Here is an 18,750-nt window from a genome sequence, read left to right on the forward strand (position 1 = left end):
GCGGGGGCCGCTGCGCGTCCGCTCCGGTTTCCGGCCGCATCGAGCAGCCACGCCGGTCGCCGCCCGCATTGCCCCGCGACGGGTGACGGTGTTGGACCAACCCGACCACTCGCCCGCCCACCGCCGCGACACGGCCGCACATCATCACCTAGGGGCCGGACCGCCCGGCCGCGAACCGGAGGTGATGACGTGTCAGGCAGACTCTCCCAGTCGGTCTGTACGGTGGCCCTGGCCGCCGCCGCAGTGCTCACCGCACTGCCGGCCCCGGCCAGCGGGGCCGCGCCGGGCGCTCCCGTCCCCCGGCCCCCCTCCCCACCGGTGCCCGCGCCGCACGCCCGCCCGGAGGCGACCGTCTCGGAGCTGCTGGTCCGGCTGCGGACGCTGTACCAGCGGGCCGAGGAGGCCAGTGAGGCGTACAAGGCGACGCAGGAGTCCGTCAAGAAGCAGCAGGGCGAGGTCAGGAAGGTGACGGCGGGCCTGTCCGAGGCCCGGATCGCGCTGGCCGAGAACCGGGGCGCGGCGGGCCGGCTGGCGCGTGCCCAGTACCAGGGGCGGACCGGCCTCTCCCCGTACCTGCGCCTCCTGCTGGCGAAGGACCCGCAGCGCGCGCTGACGCAGGGGCACGTACTGCGTCGGGCCGCCGACGACCGGGCGGCGACGATCGCGCGGCTGGAGAGCGGTGAGCGGCGGGCGGACGAACTGGCGACCAGGAAGCGTTCGGCGCTCGACAGGCGGCAGACGCTCGCCCGCAAGCAGAAGCAGCAGCGCGACGCCGTGCGGGCGCGGCTGGGAGAGGTCCAGGCCCTGCTGGCGTCGCTCACCGAGGAGCAGCTCGCCGACCTGGCGAGGCTGGAGCAGCGCAGGACCGGCGCCGCGCAGCGCGGCCTGCTCGCCTCCGGGGCCCTCGGCAGCCCCGGTTCGGCCGCGACGCGGGCGCCTTCGCGGCAGGGCGGGCGGGCGCTGGAGTACGCGGTACGGCAGATCGGGAAACCGTACGTGTGGGGTGCGGAGGGGCCCGGCTCCTTCGACTGCTCGGGGCTCACGTCACAGGCGTGGGCGCACGCCGGGCGTGACATCCCGCGCACGAGCCAGGAGCAGTGGCGGCAGTTGCCCAAGGTGCCGTTGCGGGAGCTGCGCCCCGGCGACCTGGTGATCTACTTCCCGAAGGCGACGCACGTGGCGATCTACCTGGGCGACGGGCTGGTGGTGCAGGCGCCGCGCCCCGGTGCCCGCGTCAAGGTCTCCCCGATCGCGGCGAACCCCCTGCTGGGGGCGGTCCGCCCCGACCCCCGGATGGAGCCGATGGCCTCCTACACCCCGCCGAAGCTGCCGCCCGGCGCGGCGACGGGCTCGGACCGGGGCTACGAACAGGAGTCGGCACCGGGCGCCTAGCCCCCGAGGCGCACCCGCCGACGCCGCGCGGGCCGCCAGGCACGGTGCGTTTCGAAACGCACCGGCCTGCGGCCGCCCGGCGTCCCGGCGACGGAAATCCGTCCGGCCCCCGGCGGCTACGCCCCGGTGACCGAGGCCAGGTACGCGTTCGTCTTCTCCGGGTCGGAGAAGAGCGCCCACGGCCCTACGGGCTCTCTACCTGCGAGTTCTCCATAACTGGCGCACTCTCACCGGGCCGTGGGCCGTCTGTGGGCCGTCGATCCGGGAAGCGAACCGTGTTGTAGACGCTCGCGATTGCTGTGCGTGTGCGCTCCTGGCTGCTCGGCATGAGGTGGGCGTAGATCCGTAGCGTCAGGGCGGCGTTGCTGTGGCCAAGGTATTCGCTGACGGCCTTGATGTTCTCTCCCGCATCCAGGAGGGCGGACGCGTAGAAGTGCCTGAGCGCGTGCATGCCGTGCTCCCGGGCGGCGGCATAGCCTGCCTCCTCCGTCTCCGGTCCGGGGATGACTCCGGCTGCGACGAGAGCGGGCTTCCACGCTTCCTCGTTCAAGGAGGTGCGCCACACGTGATTGCCTCGCGGAGCCATGAAGATGAGCTGCTTCGTCACCTTCGGGCCGGTCGCCGTCTTCCAGGGCAGAGTGATCTCAACCGGTGGGAACTGTTTCATGTGGGCTCTGAGCGCATCGGCTACGGGCCCAGGGAGCGGCACAACCCGTGTCTTGTTGCCCTTGGGGAGGGCGAACACGGGCTTGCTTTCACTGAGCTTGAGCTGTTGCACCACGTGCACGGTGTCGGAGTCGAAGTCGATCGCGTCCACGGCTACTCCCAGGATCTCCCCCTGGCGCAGTCCGCACCCGGCCCCCAAGTCGACCATTGCCCGGTAGCGCTCCGGCATTGCGGCCTGCACGGCGAAGACGCGCTCGACCGACCACGGGATCACGCGCTTCGGGTCAAGCGCCGGCGGCTTGACGGAACCTGCGGAGCACGGGTTGCGGCTCAAGTGCCCATCGTCGACGGCGGCGCTCAGTGCGGCACGCACGTTCGCGTAGATGGCCCTGCCATACGAACCAGGCACCCCGCTCTTTTCGAGCGCCGCGACCCACTCGCGGATGTGCCCCGGCTGAAACGACCCGAGCGGGCGGGAGCCGATGTATGGAAAGGCGTGCAACCGGAGTTGGGAGTTCATTGATCCGAGAGTGTTCGGGTCTGATCCGAGTGTCTTGAGCCGCTTCTCGGTGAACTGCTGAAAGGTGGTTTTGGCCGCGCGCGGGTCGACGTACTGGCCGCGCGACATGTCCGCCTCGATGTGGGCGAGCCACTGCTCCGCGAGGCGCTTCTGTGGGTCCGGAAAGGACTTGCTCTTCTCGGTGCCGTCGGGACCGATGCACCAGGCCCAGTAGCGCAGGACGGTGCCATAGCGATCGCTCTTGACGCGGACGGTCTTGCCGTCGGAGTTGGGCTTCGCCTTGACGCTTGGACAACCGACGAGGCCCTACAGCGTTACTACCTTCGACAAGGGTTCGAGTACGTCCGAACCGTCCGAGACGGCGGCGCTGTGAACGGAGTGCCACGCGTCTCAGGTTGGCTCGCACAGCGTCGCGCGACTCCGGCTCATCATGGCTTCGAGGTATGGGCGCTGCGCGCGGCCGTTGTGGTCAACCTCCGGCCAGAACGCCTAGCGAGGGGGACGACGCGGCTCGTCTGCACAGGTCAGTGCGCTATCAGGGGTGTAGGCGGACTGGTCTTGGGAACCGCCGCTGTCCGAGCACGGTAGAAGCGCTCTACTTCATCAATGAAGATCTAGCTAGGTCCGTCCCACAATTTTTGAAAAAGGCGAGCAAGCGCGCGATACATCGGTGACGAGGCGGTGTATTTTAGAACTTTCGAATCCCTTCCGTGTTCATCTGGCAGATACGGTGTGAAATAGGCGGCCTGGTCGGTGATGCAGATTCGCCCCAAATGCGGGAAATCATACCGCCGAGTCTCGACCGTTCCGTCGTCGTTGTACGGGGCAAGGTGGGCCACATTCGTTTCGATCTGGCGATGCAATTGCCCGGTACCGAAGCTCCTATCAAACGAGGCGATCTCGGCTTCGCGATCTCTTGTCCACTGGGCTTCTGCGCCAACCCCTGTATGCGGAAGGAGGACACGGAAGTGAGGTTGAGGGGCAGAGCCCGAACGGTGCGTCAATAACGAAGCGAAAGTCGCGCGCTGGAGTTCATTTCCCCGCCCGGTGAACAGGTCGACCCTGCGGGCTCGGCGGATCTCTCTATTGAAGTCGGCCTCTGCTTCAGCCTTGTTGTCCCATGACTGTCCAAAATCACCTCCACTGAGGCGCGAAAGAGCTGTTACCAGAAACCATCGGAAGCGTCCTGACCACAAAAAAGCGGCGGCGAGGCCAGCCCACGTGGCGACCAGTGACGACAGGACGCCGATCATGAAATTGATCAACTCGCATGCCCTTCCCTTGGCCTGCTTGCGATGCTAATTAGAGAGTCCGAGCGCGCCAGCAGCTCACTGAGACCGCTCATTAGGGGCCCGATGTAGCGCTTGAAGATCTTTCCAGGGACCGCGGATTGAGCCTCGACCAGCGCAGGGCGTCAACGTTGTTCGTTTAGTGCCGCGCTCCACCTTGACGCCCTGAACCGCGCCCGGTCCACGGTGTGTGGGTCGAAGGCTGATGGGACAGGAGCTGGGGTGAGTGGTGGGTGTAGGTGAGTGTGCCCCAGTCAGCGAGTGGCTGGAGTGAAACCGCGCTCGGTCAAGAGACCGATGTCGTAGCCTCCCTCTCCACGGACCAGAGTGTCCGACGCCCAAGCAAGCTCAACGTCATCCAAGCCGTGGTTGCGTACCAGGTAGTCGTAGTTGCGCAGGGCGGTGATCGTCTCCTCGGTCATGGGGGTAATCGTAGTCAGGCCGCCTCGTGTCCTACTGGCAGTTGCCCAAGCCCGTCAGGGGCCTCAGCAACTGCAACCAGCTCGCCCAAGGCTGACCTCGTCCATCCGGCAGAAGCCTTACAAGGCGGATGTCAGCGGTCCGGAACCCAACCGCGCCCCACCAGCGCGAAGACCCCCAGCCGATCAAGGCTGGGGGTCTTTGCCATGAGGACTACATCAACAGCGGCAGTCCCTCACGGCCGGGCCGTCTGTGGGCCGTCCGAGGCCGGCCGACAACAGCCAACAACGACCAATGACGACTGCCCCGCCGCTGGTCAGAAGCGGGTCAGGCTCCGGCGACCGAGGCCAGGTAGGCGTTCGTCTTCTCCGGGTCGTAGAAGAAGTTCTCGAAGTCCGCCGGGTCGTTGAAGCCGTTGGCGAAGCGGTCGGCCACCGGCTGGAGGCCGCCCGCGGCTCCGATCAGGTTCAGTACGTGCTCCGGCGGGACGCCGAGCATGGCGTTCGTCCACTTGGTGACGTGCTGCGCGGTGTCCCAGTACCGGTCGAACGTCGACTGCATCCACGCCTCGTCGAACGGCTGGTCGCCCCGCGCCGTGATCGACGAGAGGTACGAGGCCGCGCACTTCGACGCCGAGTTGGAGCCCTGGCCGGTGATCGGGTCGTTGGCGACGACCACGTCGGCGACGCCCAGCACAAGCCCGCCGGACGGCAGCCGCCCGATGGGGTTGCGCACGGTCGGGGCGTACCGGCCCGCGAGGGTGGCGTTCGCGTCGGTCAGCTCGACCTTCGTCGCCCGCGCGTACTCCCACGGCAGGAACTTCTCCATGAGTTCCAGCGTGAGGGACAGGTGCTCGGCGGGGTCCTTGACGCCCTTGAACACGTCGACCGGGCCGCCCGGTACGCCCTCCCAGAAGAGGATGTCCGCGCGCCCCGACGTGGTGAGCGTCGGCATGACGAACATCTCGCCGACGCCCGGCACCAGGTTGCAGCGGACCGCCTCGAACTCCGGGTGCTCGGGGCGCGGGCCGAGCCCGTGGACGTAGGCGACGGCGAGGGCACGCTGCGGGGCGTCGTACGGCGAGCGGGACGCGTCGCGGCCGAACATCGACACCAGCTCGCCCTTGCCCGCCGAGACCATGACCAGGTCGTACGTACGGGAGAAGTAGTCCAGGTCGGAGACGGCCGCGCCGTGGATGACGAGCTGGCCGCCGCGCTGCGCGAACGTCTCCATCCAGCCGGCCATCTTCACGCGCTGGTCGACGGACTGGGCGTACCCGCCGAGCTTTCCGACCCAGTCGACGGCACGGGACGAGTCGGGGGCGGCGACCGAGACGCCCAGGCCCTCGATCTTCGGGGCCTGCGACTCCCAGAAGTTGATCTGGAGGTCCCGCTCGTGCTGGAGGGCGGTGTGGAACATGCACTGCGTCGACATGACCCGGCCCGACCGGATCTCGTCCGCCGTGCGGTTGGACATCAGGGTGACCTCGTACCCACGGGTCTGGAGTCCGAGGGCGAGCTGGAGACCGGACTGGCCGGCCCCGACTATGAGTATCTTCCGCATGACGGGGTCTCTCCGTTGAGTAGCTGTTCGGGACACGCGCTATTCGGGCGCGGTGGTGAGCGCGTGGCCGACGAGGGCCAGCAGCGACTCGACCACCGTGATCCGCTTGCGCGCGTCCATGATCACAACCGGTACGTGCGCCGGAACGGTCAGGGCTTCCCTGACGTCCTCCGCCTCGTACGCCGTCGTTCCCTCGAAGTGGTTCACGGCGACGACGTACGGCAGTCCGCAGCTCTCGAAGTAGTCGAGAGCGGGGAAGCAGTCGGACAGCCGGCGCGTGTCGGCCATGACGACCGCGCCGATCGCCCCGCGCACCAGGTCGTCCCACATGAACCAGAACCGCTGCTGGCCGGGTGTTCCGAAGACGTACAGCACGAGGTCGTCGTCGAGCGTGACGCGGCCGAAGTCCATCGCGACGGTCGTGGTCGTCTTCTCCGGCGTCGCGGAGAGGTCGTCGGTCTCCTCGCTCGCGGTGGTCATCACCGCTTCCGTCTTGAGCGGCGTGATCTCGGAGACGGAGCCCACGAACGTGGTCTTGCCGACGCCGAAACCGCCCGCGACCACGATCTTGGCGGCCGTGGGGGCCCGGGTGGTGTCGGTCTGCCAGTCCCGGGCGCCTTCGTCCGCCTGCGGCGGGAGGGACGGCTGGGGCTGGACCGGGACCGAGGCCGTGTGCGCGGTGGCGCGGGTACGGAAGGTCTCGGTCTCAGAGACGACGGAGTCCACTGAGCACCCTTTCGAGCAGTGCGCGGTTCGGCTGGCCGGACGCGTGCCCGGTCCCGTACACACGGATCTTTCCCTGGTCGGCCAGGTCGCTGAGCAGCACCCGGACCACGCCCAGCGGCATCTTGAGCAGTGCGGAGATCTCCGCGACCGTACGCATGCGGCGGCACAGTTCCACGATGGCCCGCATCTCGGGCATGACACGCGTCTGGAGGCCGCCGTTGGTGAGCTCGCGCCGCTCCTCGGGCCCCTCGATCGCCGCGACGAACGTCTCGACGAGCAGGACGTGCCCGAAGCGGGTACGCCCGCCGGTGAGCGAGTACGGGCGTACGCGGGCGGGCCTGCGGCCGTCGCCCCTGACCGGAAGTTTGGCGGGGGTGGGCGGCGTCACAGGGCGCTCTCCAACGATTTGCGCAGCTCACTGCGGAGTTCGGGGGTGAGGACGTGGCCGGCGCGGCCGACGAACAGCGCCATGTGGTAGGCCACGACGCTCATGTCGCAGTCCGGCGAGCCGTGCACACCGAGCAGCGATCCGTCGCTGATCGCCATGACGAAGACGCTGCCGGACTCCATCGCGATCATCGTCTGCTTGACTCCGCCGCCGTCCATCAGCTCCGCAGCGCCGTCGGTGAGGCTGGCGAGTCCCGAGACGATGGTCGCCAGGTCGGCGCTCGAACCCTTCGGGCCGTCCTGGCGGACGGCGGGAGCCGCTGGTCCGGCGTTCCGCTCCGGGTCGGAGGACAGGAGCAGCAGCCCGTCCGACGACACGACCGCCACCGAGAGAAGCCCCGGCACCTCGTCGACGAGATTGCTCAACAGCCAATGGAGATTACGGGCTTCGCTACTCAGCCCGAACGTGCTGGACGCAGTCAACTGCGTGCCTCCTCAACTGTGTCCCCCTTGGTTTCTGTCTCATTGCCGCTGTCCGTCTCCGTACGCTCCCCCTGCGCCGAGATCTCCGCCTCCACGTCGCGGCGGCCCTTCACCGACCCCTGGTGGAAACCGCCGAGCCTGCGCCGCAGGGCTTCCGCGTCGACGCTTCCGGTGCGCTCCCCGGGCTCCGAAGGACCGGACTTGACGACCTTCGGGGTGCGCTTGGGCAGACCCTTGTCGGTGACCGGTTCGACCTTCGTCCTGGCGGGGGCGACCGGCGCGGCGTCGTCGTCCGCGTCCATCTCGTCCCGGGGCGCGGCGGACTGCTGCGGCAGCCGCATGGTCCAGGTCGGTTCGTCGACCGGCGCCCCGGTGTCCGCGTCGCCGTCGGCGGCGCGCTCGTGTGCGTCGGGGCCGATGGCGTAGGGGTCGGCGGCGGGCTGTGCGGCGGCCTCGGGGGCGGCGCCCGCCGGCTCGTCCTCGACCGCGACGCCGGACTCCGGTCCGGGCTCGTCCGACGGCGGGGTCTCCGCGGGGCGCTCCGAGGGCTCCGCGTCCTGCGGCCGGTCGGAGTCCTCCGGCCGGTCCGCGTTCCCCGTCTGCTCCGCGTCCTCCTGGATCGTCCGCTCGGCCGCCTCCACCAGCGGGTCCTTCGCGGCCTCGCGCAGTGCACCGTCCCGTACGGAACGCCCCGGCAGGGCATTGGAGTTGGCCTCCGCGACCGAGCCCGGCAGGTTCAGCGTGGGCGTGTCCCCCGCCACCGGGACGGCGGGCGGTGCGGCCGTCGCCGGAGCGGGCGGCAGCAGCGCGTCGGGCAGGACGACGACCGCGGCGACACCGCCCTGCTTCTGCTCGCGGAGCGTGACGCGGATGCCGTGCCGGGCCGCCAGCAGCGCGGCCACGTGCAGGCCGATGCCTCCGTCGGCGCCGTCGCCCGGCTCGTACGAGGCGGGGTCGGCCAGCCGCGCGTTCAGTTCGGTCAGCCGGTCCGACGGTACGCCGATGCCCTCGTCCTGGACGGAGAGCATGACCTCGCCGCTCTCCAGCAGCCAGCCGGACAGTTCGACCTTGGCGTCCGGCGGCGAGAACGAGGTGGCGTTCTCCAGCAGTTCCGCCAGCAGGTGGCTGAGGTCGTTGGCGGCGAAGCCCGCCACCTGGGCGCGGGGCGGGATGGACTGGATGGCCACCCGCTCGTACCGCTCGATCTCGCTGACGGCCGCGCGCAGGACGTCGACGAGCGGCACCGGGTTCTGCTGACCCTGCCCGTGCTCCGTACCGGCGAGGACCAGGAGGTTCTCGCCGTGGCGGCGCATGACGGTGGCCATGTGGTCGAGCTTGAAGAGGGTGGCGAGGCGCTCCGGGTCCTGCTCGCGCTCCTCCAGGCCCTCGATGACGCCGAGCTGACGCTCGACGACGCCCAGGGTGCGCAGCGAGAGGTTCACGAAGGTCGAGTGGACGGTGTGGCGCATCCGCTCCAGCTGCGCGGCGGTCTCGGCGATCTGCTCCTGGAGTTCGGCGCGCTGGGTGGCGAGCGTCTCGCGCTGGCCGATCAGGTGCGTACGGTCGCCGGCGAGCTTCTCCGCGCGGGCGCCGGCCTCGGCGAGCCGGGAGTGCAGCGTGTTGAGGGAGCGTACGACCTGGGCGAACTCGTCGTTGCGACCGGTGAAACGGACCGGCTCAACCGGCTCGGCCCCGGGCTCCGGTTCGGCGGCCAGCCGGGCGGCGCCGAGGCGCAGCACGGCGAGCGGGCGGGTGAGCGTACGGGCGACGGCGGTGCTGACGCCGATGGCCACCAGCAGGCAGGCGCCGGCGAGCGCGATCCGGATCTCCAGGGCGGTGACGTCGTCGTCGCGGAGCCGGGAGAGCCGGTTGACCTGCGCCGAGCCGAGGGAGGACTCGACTCCCCGCATGAGGTCGATACGGGCCGACAGGGCGGCCTCGGCCTTCGCACGGTCCGTGCCGAGCTCGTCGTCGGAGAGCTGGGGCTGGTCGGTGAGGCGCGTGAGGAACTGCTCGGCGTTCTTGACCTCGGGGCCCGTCACGGTGGTCTTCAAGGACTCGCGGGCGCTGTGTCCTGCGGCCTGGTCGAAGTCGGCGAGCGCGGCCAGCTCGCGCACGCGCGACTGCTGGGCGGCGGCGGTCAGCGCGTTGCGGGTGCGGACGTTCTCGGAGTCCGGGTCCTCCTCGGCGGGCACCAGGAGCCCGGTGACGGGGTCGATGCGGTTGCCGGTGTTCTCGCGCGGCACGGACAGCGCGGCGAGCAGCAGGCCGCGGGTGGCGGCGGCCTGGTCGACGGCGTGGCCGAGGGATGCGGGCGCGCGGGTGGCCTCGGCGGCGCGCGGCGGCGTCTTGTCGGCCAGCTCCTCGGCGAGGTCCTGGAGCTTCTCGATCGTCTCGGTGTACGCCTTGTGGGCCTCGAGGGCGGTGCCCTTGCCGGTCAGGGCCTCGCGGCGGATGCCGGGGACCCCGGCCAGGTCGCGGCGCAGGCCGGTGGGGGCCGCCGGCTCGATCTCGTCCATCTGACGGTCGACGCGGGCCGTGCGGCTCGCCGAGAGCCCCTTGCCCCTGCCGCTGTCGCGCCCGGCCGCGATGTACGCGGTGACGTCGTCGCGTTCGTCGGCGAGGGAGTGGGCGAGGGTGATCGCCTGCCGGTTCAGTTCGGCGAGGGTGACCAGGCGCTGTGACTCGGAGAGTTCGGAGGAGGCGCTGAGGACGGCGGGGGTACCGGCCGCGAGGACGGTGACTCCGACGAGGGCCACGCCGGCGACCAGCCGGCTGCGTACCCGTACGGTGCGTTCGGTCCGCTCGCCGTTGCCGCCTTCGCCCCGAGTCCGCTTCTTCTGCACCGGTGCTCGCATTCTTGCTCGACTCGTCTGCTCACATGGCCGAGGTGACGACTGGTCACACAGGAACGCCCCACCCCAGGTGAAGAACTCGAATGACTTCAGACCATTCCAGTGCTTTTGGGAAGAAGGCGCGCAGCACGCGCTCCGCCACCTGAACGAGTGAACATCAATCGGGAGTTGGCGAACAACTCCCGGCGCGGTTCGTCTCACGGGCGCGCGGAGCGCCGGTTGGAACTTCCGCCCGGCCTTTGGCAGGATGCGCCCCCGCAGCTTCGCGGAGTAACCCATTCCACCCATAAACCCGTACTCCACCTGCTGGTACGGGCCAATTGGCGCCCCTGGTGCGGCCGTCGGGCCACTCGGCGGGGCTCGTGCAGACTGGGCGGCATGCGCTGCGAACTGGCCACCGCCCCCGGCGACCCCGAACGCCCCAACGAGGACTGGGCGTCGGTCGCCCTGCCTGCCGCCGGCCAGGGTGGGGCGCTCGTCCTGCTGGACGGCGTGACACCTCCGCGCGGCGACTACGGGTGCGTGCATCCGGTCCCCTGGTTCACCGCCCGGCTCGGCGGCGCACTGCTCGAATTGTCCGCTTCGCGGCGGGATTTATCGCTGACGGAGGTCCTGGCGGAGGCGATCCACCGCACGGCCGACGCCCACCGAGACACCTGTGACCTTTCTCACGTCCGCACGCCTCAGGCAACGGTGGTCCTGGCGCGCTGGGGCGCGGAGGAGATCGAACACCTGGTGCTGTCCGACTCGGCGCTCCTGCTGGAGGCCCCGGACGGCTCGGTGCGCGCGGTTCTCGACGAGCGTCTGGACCGGGTTCCGCCGGAGGTCCTCGCCTCCCTCGCGGCGACCGACGCCCTGCGGAACAGGGAGGGCGGCTTCTTCACGGCGGCCGCCGATCCGGCGGTGGCGGACCTGGCGGTCACCGGGGTGGGCCCACGGGCCGGGGTACGGGCGCTGGCGGCGCTCAGCGACGGGGCGACCCGGTGGGTGGACATGTTCGGCGAGGGGGACTGGGGGCAGTGCCTCGGCGTTCTGCGCAAGGAGGGGGCGCAGGGCCTGATCGACCGGGTGCGGGTGCTGGAGCGGGGGCAGTCGGCCACCCCTCTGGTGCGCCGCTGGAAGCAGCACGACGACGCGGCGGTGATCTACGCGGTGCTGTGAGGCCGGCGCCTCCGGGCAGGCGGCACGGCCCACTCAGGCCCGCGCTCAGCGCGCCGCGTCCCTCCGCTCCCTCACCCCTCCACCGGTGCGTTCAGCTGGTGCAGCAGCCGTGCCAGCTCCGCCACCTCCGCGCGGTCCCAGCCCGCCAGCTTCCGTACGTAACGGGCCCGCCGCGCGTCCCGCACCCGCCGGAAGCGGGCCCGGCCCTCGTCGGTGAGCGCGACCAGCGAGGCCCGGCCGTCCGCGGGGTCGGGTTCGCGCGTGACCAGGCCGAGTTCCTCCAGCGCCCGCAGTTGCCGGCTCATGGTCGCCTTGCCCACGCCGAACCACGCCGCCAGGTCCGTGGCCCGCTGCCGGTCCGCTTCGTCGAGCCGTACGAGCAGGCCGTACGCCGCCGGCTCCAGTTCCGGGTGGACCTCACGCGCCATGTCACCGGAGGAGGCCCGCGCCCTGCGCAGAAAGACGGCCAATTCGCGTTCCAGGGCGAGGATTTCCGGGTCTCCGCCACTTCCCCGCGCCGCGCGCCCGTCATCGGCTCTTCCGCTTCCGTGCACGTCAGAACTCATAGCGCGCTTTCCTCACCCCGGGGTTTTCTTTCACCTGCGTCCATTGCCGCAGCTCCGCCAGTATTTCGCAGGAGTAGACCAACGGCGGCACGCGGATCCCCTTCCGCCGCCCGGTCTACGCGCCTAGCTTCATTGATGACATGTCCACACCACCCCCCGTGTCGACAGACAGATCTCCCGCGGGTTCCCCACGCCCGTTCCTCGCATCCCCCACCGAGCCTTTCGGAGGCACGCCATGTCCGTGCACAGATCCGGAACGGCCCGCCGCCCGCGCACCGCGGCGGCCGGGATCCTCCTCTCCTCGCTCACCGCTCTCACGCTCCTCCTGACCCTTCCGGGGGCGGCCACCGCGACCGCCGCCCCCGAGAACGAGGAGAGCGCCCCCACCACCGTCCCGACCGCGGACCGCACACCCGAACGGGGCTCCGCCCACATGGGCATGGGCGTCGTCGAACACGACGGCCGGGGCGGCCTGCCGCGCGACACCCGCGTCACGCAGACGGAGGGTGTGGACGTCAGCAGCCACCAGGGCAACGTCAACTGGTCCGCCCTGTGGACCAGTGGCGTCAGATGGGCCTACGTGAAGGCCACCGAAGGCAACTACTACAGGAATCCCTACTTCGGGCAGCAGTACAACGGCTCGTACAGCGCCGGCATGATCCGCGGCGCGTACCACTTCGCGACGCCCAACGACTCCAGCGGCGCCACCCAGGCCCACTACTTCGCCGACAACGGCGGCGGCTGGTCGCGCGACGGCAGGACGCTGCCCGGTGTGCTCGACATCGAGTGGAATCCGTACGGCGCCCAGTGCTACGGCAAGACGCAGAGCGGGATGGTCGCGTGGATCCGCGACTTCCTGACCACATACAGGGCGCGCACCGGCCGCGACGCCGTCATCTACACGGCGACCAGCTGGTGGAAGGACTGCACCGGCGACTACGGCGGCTTCGGCTCGGTGAACCCGCTGTGGATCGCCCGCTACGACACGACCGTGGGCGAGCTGCCGGCCGGCTGGGGCGTGCAGACCATGTGGCAGTACACGTCCACGGGACCGATCGTCGGCGACCACAACAAGTTCAACGGCGCCCTCGACCGCGTACAGGCCCTCGCTTACGGCTGACCGGCGGCGCCCGGCGGGCGCGAGCGCCGCTTCAGGCCCCGGCTCCCGGTCCGTCGCCCTCGTCGCCTCCGGGCAGCCGCGCGACGGCGGCGACCACCGCCAGCAGGGACGCGTCCCCGGCGAGCGCGTGCGTCGTCGCGGTGGCGATGAATCCGGCGTCGCTCAGGTGTGTGAGCAGCAGGTTCTTCTCCCGGGCGGTCTGCTCGGGGTCGGGCGGGGCGTAGCAGAGCACCAGGCTTCCCGTCGGGCGGAGCAGCCGGGCCACGGCATCCAGCTCGCGCACGGCCGGTCCGGTCCAGAAGACATTGACGTCGACCGCCAGGACCTTGTCGAAGCGGCCGAGCGTGTCGGTGCCGGCGTCCGCCAGGGCCGTATGGAGGAACGAGGCCCGGCCCGACGACACGGCGTCGGCGTTGCGCTCACCGGCGGCCGTGACGGCCACGTCGGAGCGGTCCAGGCCCACGTACTCGCCGTCCGGCAGCTTCTCCGCGATCAGGCCCGCCGCGACACCGCGCCCGCAGCCGATCTCCAGCACGCGGTCGTCCGGGCGCAGGTCGAGAAGGCCGACGGCCACCGTGAGCCGCTCGGGTACGCGCATGCCGCCACCTCGCCGTCGCTGTCGCCCCCGGCCGTCGCCCTCCCCGCTGTTCGCGCCCTACCTCCGTTGTATCCGATTACCACCTCTTTCGCCCTTTTCGGGCCTTCCGTGTCCTCCGCGCGGCAGGGGGTGCGAGAAGAGTCCCGCAGTACGCGCAGGCCCCCGCACCCCCTCTGTCGAGAGGGGCGGGGGCCTGCCACGGCCGGGCCACCGGCAGCGTCCGTCACGCCGCCGCCGGCACCCGTACCTCCGCGGGGGCCAGGGCGATCTCCAGGACCTGGCGGACGTCCGTCACCGGGTGGATCTCCAGCTTGTCGAGGATCTCGGCGGGTACGTCGTCCAGGTCGGCCTCGTTGCGCTTCGGGATCACGACCGTCGTCGTACCCGCCCGGTGCGCCGCGAGCAGCTTCTGCTTCAGGCCGCCGATCGGCAGAACCCGTCCGGTCAGGGACACCTCGCCCGTCATCGCCACGTCCGTACGGACCAGCCGCCCGGACAGCAGCGACGCGAGAGCGGTCGTCATCGTGATGCCCGCGCTCGGACCGTCCTTCGGCACCGCGCCGGCCGGGAAGTGGATGTGCACGCCCCGGTCCTTGAGATCGCCGACCGGAAGCTCCAGCTCGGCGCCGTGCGAGCGGAGGAACGACAGGGCGATCTGGGCGGACTCCTTCATGACGTCACCGAGCTGGCCCGTCAGGGTGAGCCCCGCGCCGCCCGTCTCCGCGTCCGCCAGCGACGCCTCGACGAAGAGCACGTCACCGCCCGCACCCGTGACCGCGAGACCCGTGGCCACGCCCGGGACCGCCGTGCGGCGCTCCGACGGGTCCTGGGCCGACTCGGGCACGTGGTGGGGCCGCCCGATCAGCGCCCGGAGGTCGCCCTCCGTGATGGTGAACGGCAGCTCCTGCTCGCCGAGCTCGTGCTTGGCCGCCACCTTGCGCAGGAGGCGCGACACCGAGCGCTCCAGGTTCCGTACGCCCGCCTCACGGGTGTACTCCCCCGCCAGCTTCCGCAGCGCGGACTCGTCCAGCGTCACCTCGCCCGGCTCCAGGCCCGAACGCTCCAGCTGGCGCGGCAGCAGGTGGTCGCGGGCGATGACGACCTTCTCGTCCTCCGTGTAGCCGTCGAGCCTGACCAGCTCCATGCGGTCGAGCAGCGCCTCCGGAATGGCCTCCAGGACGTTGGCGGTGGCGAGGAAGACCACGTCGGAGAGGTCCAGCTCGACCTCCAGGTAGTGGTCGCGGAAGGTGTGGTTCTGCGCGGGGTCGAGCACTTCGAGCAGGGCCGCCGCCGGGTCGCCGCGGAAGTCGGACCCGACCTTGTCGATCTCGTCGAGGAGGACGACGGGGTTCATCGACCCGGCTTCCTTGATGGCGCGCACGATCCGCCCCGGAAGAGCCCCGACGTACGTACGCCGGTGTCCGCGGATCTCCGCCTCGTCGCGTACGCCGCCGAGGGCGACCCGCACGAACTTGCGTCCCATGGCGTGCGCGACGGATTCGCCGAGGGATGTCTTACCGACGCCCGGCGGACCGACAAGGGCCAACACAGCGCCGCCGCGACGGCCGCCGACCACCCCGAGCCCGCGGTCGGCCCGGCGCTTGCGCACCGCGAGGTACTCGGTGATGCGCTCCTTCACGTCCTCCAGACCGGCGTGCTCGGCGTCAAGCACCGCCTTGGCGCCCCGGATGTCGTACTGGTCCTCGGTCCGCTCGGTCCAGGGGAGCTCCAGAACGGTGTCCAGCCAGGTGCGGATCCACGATCCCTCCGGCGACTGGTCGGAGGAACGCTCCAGCTTGTCGACCTCCTTGAGGGCGGCCTCGCGGACCTTCTCGGGCAGGTCGGCGGCCTCGACACGGGCCCGGTAGTCGTCGGACTCGTCCTCGCCCTCCTTGCCGTTGATCTCGCGCAGCTCCTTGCGGACGGCGTCGAGCTGGCGGCGCAGCAGGAACTCCCGCTGCTGCTTGTCGACGCCTTCCTGCACGTCCTTGGCGATGGACTCGGCGACGTCCTGCTCGGCGAGGTGCTCGCTCAGCCACTTCACGGCGAGCCTGAGCCGGACCACCGGGTCGGCGGTCTCCAGCAGCTCGACCTTCTGCGCGGTGGTGAGGAACGGCGAGTAGCCGGAGTTGTCGGCGAGTGCGGAGACGCCGTCGATCTGCTGGACGCGGTCGACGACCTGCCAGGCGCCGCGCTTCTTCAGCCAGCTGGTGGCGAGCGCCTTGTACTCCTTGACCAGCTCCGTGACGGCCCCGGGCAGCGGATCGGGGAGCGTCTCGTCGACGCCCGTGCCCTCGACCCAGAGCGCGGCGCCGGGCCCGGTCGTCCCGGCTCCGATCTGCACGCGGCTGCGACCGCGGATCAGGGCGCCGGGGTCGCCGTCGGAGAGCCGCCCGACCTGCTCGACGGTGCCCAGGACGCCGGTCGCCGCGTACGTGCCGTCGATGCGCGGAACGAGAAGCACCTGCGGCTTGTTGCCACTGGAACGGGCAGCGGCCTGCGCGGCCTCCACCGCGGCGCGCACGTCCGTGTCGGACAGGTCCAGGGGCACCACCATCCCCGGCAGCACGACCTCGTCATCGAGCGGCAGCACGGGCAGGGTGAGCGGGTTGGACGACGATGCCATGATCTCCCCTTCGGCAGTGAACTTGAGCTATGCCGACTCAATGCTCCTGAGCGAGTGAATGTTCCCGGGGAGGTGGGTGTTCGCTGTGGGCGATCGGGGAGCGTTGGGGGATGGGGGGCGATGCCGCTTTCTTGCGCTTCAAGGGGTGGACCGGGGGCCGGGGGAGGTAATAGCCTTTGCCCACTAGAGCCCATTACGCAGTGGAGGAGCTACATGGCTCGCGACCCCTTCGACGCCCACTCCTGCCCGGAGGTGATCCGCGCGTGGGTGGACGGCTGGGTTGTGTCGCGGGGCGCCGCCGAACCGGTGTCTCAGCCCTGGGGCCTGACAGTCGACGTAGGACTCCCGCACCACTCCACCCGGCACGTCCTGACCCACGCCGACGAGGCGACGGTCCGCAAACTGGCCGAGGCGTACGCCGCGCCGGGCGTCGCGCTCAAAATCTTCCTGGCCCCGGAGACCGTCATGCCGTGGCTCGGCCCGGAATGGAAACCGGACGGCCCCGGCTGGCTGATGACGACAACCCTGAGCGCGAGAACCCTCAGCCCGACCGAGCCGGCCGAGTGCACGGAGGGGTGCGCGCCACCGGAGGGATACGCACCGCCGGACGGATACGCGTTGAGGTCCTGGGAGCGGGGCGGGGTGACGCGCCTCCTCGTAATCGCACCCGACGGTGGATTCGCGGCGCGCGGCCAGGTGGCAGCGACCGGCCGGACGGCGGTGGTTGACCAGGTCGAGACAGCCCCCGCGCACCGGCGGAAGGGACTGGGCGCACTGGTAATGCGGACGCTCCAGCAAGCGGCTTACGAACAGGGCGCCAGGATCGGCATTCTGGGCGCGACGACGGAGGGACGTGCCCTGTACGAGTCGCTCAACTGGCAGGTACACGCCCCTCTGGTAGGCGTAACCCACTCCGGCGGCGTAACCCACTCCACGCGCTGAAGCAGGAACGACGACCACTGGGGCGGGGGTTGGCGGGCGCAGCGCGCCGGGCCGAAAGATGCACCACTTGTTGCTTCTGGGGGGTGTGGGGCCGTCCCCGGGCGCTTGAGTGTCGGTGGGCCGGGGCGGCGCGTCAAGGGCGCTCCTACGTCGCGTCGCTGCGCGATGGACCTACGGCCCACCCTTGACCCACCACCCCGGCCCACCGCAAACGCTTATAGGGGGACGACGCCAGGAAAACGCCCTGCACGGGAGCGGGATGGGGGCGGGCGTTGGCTTGGTGGCTTGCGGGTGTGTGGTGGGGTGCGCGGTCGGTTCTGGGGCGGCTCGGCCCCTGTCTCGGCGGGTGCGGCACGGCCGTTGGTGCGACACCGACATTGGGATGCACGGGAGCGCCCCGCTCGGTCGGCGGCCGGCCTTGCCGGTCGACGTGCGGGAATCGGCTTCACCCCGACAGGTGGGCGGTCGGCCTCGCTGCACGGCCTGCGGGAATCGACGTCCTCGGCCGGTGGTCGGTGGGGCTGAAGGCTGGCTGCTGATGCTGACGGGGGGCATGTGCAGGTTTGCGGGTTGCCGGGCGAGTCAGGCCGGCCGACGGCTCCAGTTGATGAGTTGGTCGGCTCGTGAGCCGGCCATCGCCTCATGTTCCCGCGCGCATGTAGGCCGGGGAGCCCGCCAGTAGGCGGCTGTGGGGGTCGGGATGGGACAAACTCCACAGTTGGTGAGCCGGAACACCTCACGTGACTCGGTCGTCACATCCGTATCGGTTCGGGCCGCGATGTGTGCGTAACGACCCACCGGGCCGCTCACCTCCGGAACGAATTCGCTCTCGACCCGTCGCCCGCGCTGCGCCGTCGCAGGCGGGTCCCAGTTTCCCGAGGTGGCCCACTTCAGTAGCGGGCCTACGTCACAACCCGTCGCCCGTCACCCGTCACCCGTCCCCGGTGACCGGTGGCCGGTCACCGGTCACCGGTCACCGGTCACCGGTCACCGGTCACCGGTCAGGGTGTCCGCTCGCCGCCCGGCTGGCCTGAGTCGCCCCATCCCCGTCGCCTGCGTGACCATCCGCACGTCGCCCGCAGGCGGTCCGCTTCCCGGCCGGTGTGCTGGCGCGGGTGGGAATGGTGGTGTCACACCAACGTCCGTTCCCGTCAGCCGCTTAGCCAGGGGCCGCACCACCCCAGAAGCCGTCGCGCCCCACCCACACACCCGCCACCCGGCCACGCACGAACAACCACTCACCGAGCCTGACCCGTGGGCTCCCCCCCGGGGGCCGCCCCCCTCAAGCATTGCGTCGGAGGTTCGGCGGTCAAGGGTGGAGCGAAGCGCAATCGCCGCAGGCGACGCGACGCAGGAGCGCCCTTTACCGCCGAACCTCCGACGCCACCCTCCCAAAGGCGGCCCCCACACCAGAAACAACCAACGCCCCCGCCCCC

At 70.6% G+C, this 18,750-nt stretch carries 14 protein-coding genes and 2 pseudogenes; 5 read left to right on the top strand and 11 right to left on the bottom strand.

What is annotated here, in order from left to right; all coding sequences use genetic code 11:
- Positions 1 to 189 precede the first annotated feature (189 nt).
- On the top strand, positions 190 to 1,392 hold the full coding sequence (locus ACWGH0_RS10435) for an NlpC/P60 family protein (protein ID WP_453403741.1): 1,203 nt from the start codon (positions 190 to 192) through the stop codon (positions 1,390 to 1,392).
- A 184-nt stretch (positions 1,393 to 1,576) separates the two neighbouring features.
- Here the strand turns inward: ACWGH0_RS10435 and ACWGH0_RS10440 are convergent.
- Positions 1,577 to 2,845, bottom strand: a pseudogene (locus ACWGH0_RS10440) (tyrosine-type recombinase/integrase); the annotation flags it as partial.
- 6 nt (positions 2,846 to 2,851) lie between these two features.
- Between ACWGH0_RS10440 and ACWGH0_RS10445 the strand changes: the two are divergent.
- Positions 2,852 to 3,016, top strand: a pseudogene (locus ACWGH0_RS10445) (GNAT family N-acetyltransferase); the annotation flags it as partial.
- A 176-nt stretch (positions 3,017 to 3,192) separates the two neighbouring features.
- On the opposite strand, the gene ACWGH0_RS10450 reads toward ACWGH0_RS10445, so the two are convergent.
- The 7 genes from ACWGH0_RS10450 to ACWGH0_RS10480 form a co-directional block, all read right to left on the bottom strand.
- A complete protein-coding gene (locus ACWGH0_RS10450; protein ID WP_453403742.1) occupies positions 3,193 to 3,843 on the bottom strand; it encodes a hypothetical protein in 651 nt (216 codons plus the stop codon).
- Between the two features lie 278 nt (positions 3,844 to 4,121).
- Positions 4,122 to 4,289 carry a hypothetical protein gene (locus tag ACWGH0_RS10455; protein WP_453403743.1) on the bottom strand — a complete coding sequence of 56 codons (168 nt, stop codon included), beginning with the start codon at positions 4,287 to 4,289 and terminating at the stop codon, positions 4,122 to 4,124.
- 325 nt (positions 4,290 to 4,614) lie between these two features.
- A complete protein-coding gene (locus tag ACWGH0_RS10460) occupies positions 4,615 to 5,850 on the bottom strand; it encodes a styrene monooxygenase/indole monooxygenase family protein (RefSeq protein ID WP_453403744.1) in 1,236 nt (411 codons plus the stop codon).
- Between the two features lie 39 nt (positions 5,851 to 5,889).
- Positions 5,890 to 6,576: a GTP-binding protein gene (locus tag ACWGH0_RS10465; RefSeq protein ID WP_453403745.1), complete on the bottom strand. Its 687-nt coding sequence runs from the start codon at positions 6,574 to 6,576 to the stop codon at positions 5,890 to 5,892.
- Complete coding sequence (locus ACWGH0_RS10470; protein WP_453403746.1) at positions 6,557 to 6,964, bottom strand: DUF742 domain-containing protein; 408 nt, start codon at positions 6,962 to 6,964, stop codon at positions 6,557 to 6,559. The genes ACWGH0_RS10465 and ACWGH0_RS10470 overlap by 20 nt, the downstream gene beginning before the upstream one ends.
- Positions 6,961 to 7,446 carry a roadblock/LC7 domain-containing protein gene (locus ACWGH0_RS10475; protein WP_453403747.1) on the bottom strand — a complete coding sequence of 162 codons (486 nt, stop codon included), beginning with the start codon at positions 7,444 to 7,446 and terminating at the stop codon, positions 6,961 to 6,963. The genes ACWGH0_RS10470 and ACWGH0_RS10475 overlap by 4 nt, the downstream gene beginning before the upstream one ends.
- Positions 7,443 to 10,292: a nitrate- and nitrite sensing domain-containing protein gene (locus tag ACWGH0_RS10480; RefSeq protein WP_453403748.1), complete on the bottom strand. Its 2,850-nt coding sequence runs from the start codon at positions 10,290 to 10,292 to the stop codon at positions 7,443 to 7,445. Before ACWGH0_RS10480 ends, ACWGH0_RS10475 begins: the two co-directional genes overlap by 4 nt.
- A 387-nt stretch (positions 10,293 to 10,679) precedes the next feature.
- On the opposite strand from ACWGH0_RS10480, the gene ACWGH0_RS10485 reads away from it, so the two are divergent.
- Positions 10,680 to 11,462 (top strand): hypothetical protein, encoded by a 783-nt coding sequence (locus tag ACWGH0_RS10485; protein ID WP_453403749.1) that lies wholly within the window; start codon positions 10,680 to 10,682, stop codon positions 11,460 to 11,462.
- Positions 11,463 to 11,533: 71 nt separating this feature from the next.
- Here ACWGH0_RS10485 and ACWGH0_RS10490 read toward each other — a convergent pair whose 3' ends face one another.
- Positions 11,534 to 12,028 (bottom strand): MarR family winged helix-turn-helix transcriptional regulator, encoded by a 495-nt coding sequence (locus tag ACWGH0_RS10490; protein WP_453403750.1) that lies wholly within the window; start codon positions 12,026 to 12,028, stop codon positions 11,534 to 11,536.
- Between the two features lie 235 nt (positions 12,029 to 12,263).
- Here ACWGH0_RS10490 and ACWGH0_RS10495 point away from each other — a divergent pair, with 235 nt between their 5' ends.
- Positions 12,264 to 13,148 (top strand): lysozyme, encoded by an 885-nt coding sequence (locus ACWGH0_RS10495; protein ID WP_453403751.1) that lies wholly within the window; start codon positions 12,264 to 12,266, stop codon positions 13,146 to 13,148.
- 31 nt (positions 13,149 to 13,179) lie between these two features.
- Here ACWGH0_RS10495 and ACWGH0_RS10500 read toward each other — a convergent pair whose 3' ends face one another.
- Together ACWGH0_RS10500 and lon are read right to left on the bottom strand one after the other, a co-directional pair.
- Positions 13,180 to 13,746: an SAM-dependent methyltransferase gene (locus ACWGH0_RS10500; protein ID WP_453403752.1), complete on the bottom strand. Its 567-nt coding sequence runs from the start codon at positions 13,744 to 13,746 to the stop codon at positions 13,180 to 13,182.
- A 223-nt stretch (positions 13,747 to 13,969) separates the two neighbouring features.
- The gene (lon, locus tag ACWGH0_RS10505) at positions 13,970 to 16,372 is read right to left on the bottom strand and encodes an endopeptidase La (RefSeq protein WP_453403753.1); all 2,403 of its coding nucleotides are present in this window, start codon (positions 16,370 to 16,372) and stop codon (positions 13,970 to 13,972) included.
- A gap of 213 nt (positions 16,373 to 16,585) precedes the next feature.
- Here lon and ACWGH0_RS10510 point away from each other — a divergent pair, with 213 nt between their 5' ends.
- Positions 16,586 to 17,314, top strand: coding sequence for a GNAT family N-acetyltransferase (locus ACWGH0_RS10510; protein WP_453403754.1), 729 nt, complete (start codon positions 16,586 to 16,588; stop codon positions 17,312 to 17,314).
- Positions 17,315 to 18,750 lie beyond the last annotated feature (1,436 nt).

The sequence above is a fragment of the Streptomyces sp. NPDC054887 genome (assembly GCF_053610585.1).